Source organism: Megasphaera intestinihominis (assembly GCF_040096415.1).
GTDB classification, from domain to species: Bacteria; Bacillota; Negativicutes; order Veillonellales; family Megasphaeraceae; genus Megasphaera; species Megasphaera intestinihominis.
The window spans coordinates 1-3789 of sequence record NZ_JBBMEU010000108.1 but is presented as its reverse complement, the minus strand read 5'-3'; the positions used below and the strand labels follow the sequence as shown (position 1 = coordinate 3789).

Sequence of the window (3789 nt, the reverse complement as noted above, 5' to 3'; positions counted from 1 at the left end):
CTGCTTTGTTTGAGCGCAGCGAGTTTCAGCACGCCAGCAAATGGCACTCTCGGCAAGAGGAGTGGAGCACGCGAACCCGCCAGGGGCCAGGTGGCCGATGCCAACCTCTTCCGAAGAACCCCTCAGACCGCCGTTGGCGGCCAGCTCTCCTATGAAGGGGAGCCTTTGGGCGCTCCTGCGCCTGATTTTCAGAGTCTATTACGGCAAAGCCGCTTCTGAGTCCGAGCAAACAGTCCCTGAAAAATGACCATAAAGCTATGATATTTTTGCATACAGAAAAAGAGCCTGTGCACGATTACGTGCGACAGACCCTCTTTTTGAGTATTAAGTTTGCAGTTTATAGTTTTTAGTAAAAAGCTTACTGCTGCGCACGGCGCATTGCTTTTTTACGATCGTGTTTGTCGAGGATGGCTTTACGGATACGGATGCTCTTCGGCGTAACTTCTACGAGTTCGTCGTCGTTGATCCATTCCAGGGATTTTTCCAAGCCCATTTCCTGCGGCGGCGTGAGGCGGAGTGCTTCGTCCGATGCGGAGGAACGGGTGTTGGTCAAGTGTTTCTTCTTGCACGGGTTGACGTCGATGTCGACGTCGCGGTTGCTTTCGCCGACGACCTGGCCAAGATAGATTTCTTCACCCGGTTTGATGAACATCGTGCCGCGGTCCTGCAAGTTGAAGATGCCATAGCTTGTCGTCGTGCCCGATTCAAAGGCAACTAAGCTGCCGCGGGTACGGCCCGGGATTTCGCCTTTCCAGGGAGCATAGCCGTGGAAGACGTGGTACATGATGCCATTGCCCTTGGTAGCGGTGAGGAATTCGCTGCGGAAGCCGATGAGGCCGCGGGCCGGAATGATGAATTCCAGGCGGGTGTAGCCGGAAATATCGGTCATGTTGACCATTTCGGCTTTACGGGTACCGAGTTTTTCCATGACAGCGCCCATGAATTCAGGCGGAACGTCGATGGTGAGGGCTTCCAGCGGTTCGCATTTCTGGCCGTTGATTTCCTTGGTGATGACGCTCGGTTTGCCGATCTGAAGTTCATAACCCTGACGGCGCATTTCTTCGATGAGGACAGCGATGTGGAGTTCGCCACGGCCCGATACTTTGAAGGCATCGGCACTGTCGGTTTCTTCGACGCGCAGGGATACGTTGGTCTGGACTTCGCGGAACAGGCGGTCGCGGAGGTGACGGCTGGTGACGTATTCCCCTTCCTGGCCGGCAAAGGGGCTGTCGTTGACGTAGAAAATCATGGACAGCGTCGGTTCGTCGATGTTGATTTTCGGCAAAGCTTCCGGGTTCTGCGGGTCCGTAACGGTTTCGCCGATCTTGAGGTCCGGGATGCCGACGATGCAGGCGATTTCGCCCATAGCGGCTTCATCCTGTTCGACACGTTTCAGGCCTTCATAGGTATAGACGCGGCCAATCTTAGCTTTGCGCTGGCTTTCGCCGTCAGTGACGACGACAGCCTGGTTCGGATACATCTTGCCGCGGACAATACGGCCGATAGCGATTTTACCGACATAATCATCGTAGTCCAAGGTCGTGACCATGAACTGCAGCGGGCCTTCAGCGTCGCCTTTCGGGCACGGGCAGTATTTGATGATGGTCTTGAACAACGGTTCGAGGTTGTCGCTGTCGTCATCCATGGAGTATTTAGCAATGCCGTCACGGCCGTTTGCATAGACGACAGGGAAATCGAGCTGTTCGTCCGTAGCGTCGAGTTCCATGAACAATTCGAGTACTTCGTCTTCGACTTCAGCGACACGGGCACCGGGTTTGTCGATCTTGTTGATGACGACGATCGGTTTCAATTTCTGTTCCAAAGCCTTGCGCAGAACGTATTTCGTCTGCGGCATCGGGCCTTCAAAAGCATCGACGAGGAGCAGTACGCCGTCTACCATGTTCAGTACACGTTCTACTTCGCCGCCGAAGTCAGCATGCCCCGGGGTGTCGACGATGTTGATCTTGACGCCTTCGTGCATGACAGATGTATTTTTGGACAAGATTGTAATGCCGCGTTCACGTTCAATATCCCCAGAGTCCATGACACGTTCTTCGACTTTTTCGTTAGAACGGAAAACATGGCTCTGTTTGAGCATGGCATCGACCAGTGTCGTTTTGCCATGGTCGACGTGGGCAATAATTGCAATATTACGAATATCTTTGCGTTCCATCTAATGTCCTCTCTCTCATTAACAAATATTAGATTGTATATAACTAGGTTAGTATAGCATGGATTGCTCAGAAATGCAAAGCCGCCTGCTGAATTTATTGTCAACAGGCGGTAAAATATCAGATAGTTTCTGCCTAAGCTTTATTCTTCTGGAGCATGATCTTTAAGATTTCATCGTCTGTCTGCTGCATCCCGCGGGAAGCCAGGAGGCCGACGTTCTTCAGACATTCTTCGGCTGCATTGGCCACTAAGCCGTCCGTACCCTGGACGCGCACGTCATTGAGGGCCAGGAGGACCGCTTCATAGGCCGCATGGACCGACGCCGACACCTTCATGGAACAGCTGTTGGCCGCGCCGTCGCAGACCATGCCGACGATGGACCCGGACATGGTGGCCAGGGCCTTTTCGATGACCTGCAGCGGGTCCTTTTCGGCCAGCAGCCAGGCCATGCCGGCAGCCGCCCCCATGGAAGCCGTGACGGTAGCACAGAAAGCCGATAATTTCGGCAGATAGCCGTGGGCATAAATGGCGACCATGCTGGACAAGGCCAGTGCCCGCAGCCGCCGTTCCGGCGTGACACCGAGCGAATCGGCGACGACCGTCACGGGTTCTGTCGCGGCGATGCCCTGATTGCCGGAACCGGAATTGGTCATAGCCGGGAAAGCCGCCCCGCCCATACGGGCATCGGAAGCGGCGACCGTGCGGATCTGGATGCGATGGGACAAATCATCGGACAATAAGTCTTTATCGACCATCTGCTGCAAGGTATAGCCGATCTTCAGGCCATATTTCCCCGTCAGGCCCTCCTGCGACAGCTGGTCGTTGAGCCGTTCCGCCTCCTGCAGGAAGGCGATGTCGGCCAGCGGCACGTGCTCGGCAAAATCGACGATATCCGCCAGGGTCAGCGTATGGAGAAAAGCGATTTTCGGGTCTTCCCCGCTCCCCGCTTCCGTCCGCTGGTCCAAGAGGACCTGGCCATCCTTTTCCACGAAGACGATGTTCGTATGGTCGTCGGTGATGACGACGCGGACGCGGTGGTTTTCGCCATAGACGACGGCTTCGGCATAGAGGACATGAGGCGTATCTTCCCGGACGGACACAGTGACTTTACCATCGGCGACGTACTGTTTGCCCAAGGCGACGACGTCTGGCGTCAAGGCCTTCAGGACCTGTAATCCCGCTCCGGCGTCCCCGCCGAGGGCGCCGACGGCAGCGGCAATATAGAGCCCCGGCGTCCCCGTGCCCGGTACGGTGACGCCCATGCCGTTCTTCATCAGATTCGCCGACACGCGGGCATCGACGAAGCGCACGGCTTCGCCCAATTCCCGGGCCGCCGTCGCCGCCGCATAAGCCAGGGCAATCGGTTCCGTACAGCCCGTCGCCGGCGTCACATCCTGCTTGATGATGCCGATCATCTTGTTCCACATAGCATTTTTATCCATAATTATCCCTGCTTTCTCCTATAAATAGGTATCATAACGTAAATCGTATCACGTATCTTTCTAATATCATCATAGCATGATTCCTATGAGAAAACAATAGGTAGTGTCAAGATTCTTTCGCAAATTCATTTCATCCGCCAGTAAATATCGTAATCAGATATATGGATTTTCCTCG

Annotated in this window: 2 protein-coding genes; both read right to left on the bottom strand. The window is 54.8% G+C overall.

Annotation, left to right across the window (positions count from 1 at the left end; translation table 11 throughout):
- Positions 1 to 358 precede the first annotated feature (358 nt).
- On the bottom strand, positions 359 to 2173 hold the full coding sequence (gene typA / locus WMO23_RS10990) for a translational GTPase TypA (RefSeq protein ID WP_020311222.1): 1815 nt from the start codon (positions 2171 to 2173) through the stop codon (positions 359 to 361).
- Positions 2174 to 2306: 133 nt separating this feature from the next.
- Positions 2307 to 3614, bottom strand: a complete 1308-nt coding sequence (locus WMO23_RS10985) for an L-cysteine desulfidase family protein (protein WP_292105716.1) — start codon at positions 3612 to 3614, stop codon at positions 2307 to 2309.
- Positions 3615 to 3789 lie beyond the last annotated feature (175 nt).

What these genes read in the sequence shown, in the direction of transcription:
- typA (WP_020311222.1), bottom strand. Translation starts at nt 2,173, where the DNA reads ATGGAACGCAAAGATATTCGTAATATTGCAATTATTGCCCACGTCGAC.
- WMO23_RS10985 (WP_292105716.1), bottom strand. Translation starts at nt 3,614, where the DNA reads ATGGATAAAAATGCTATGTGGAACAAGATGATCGGCATCATCAAGCAG.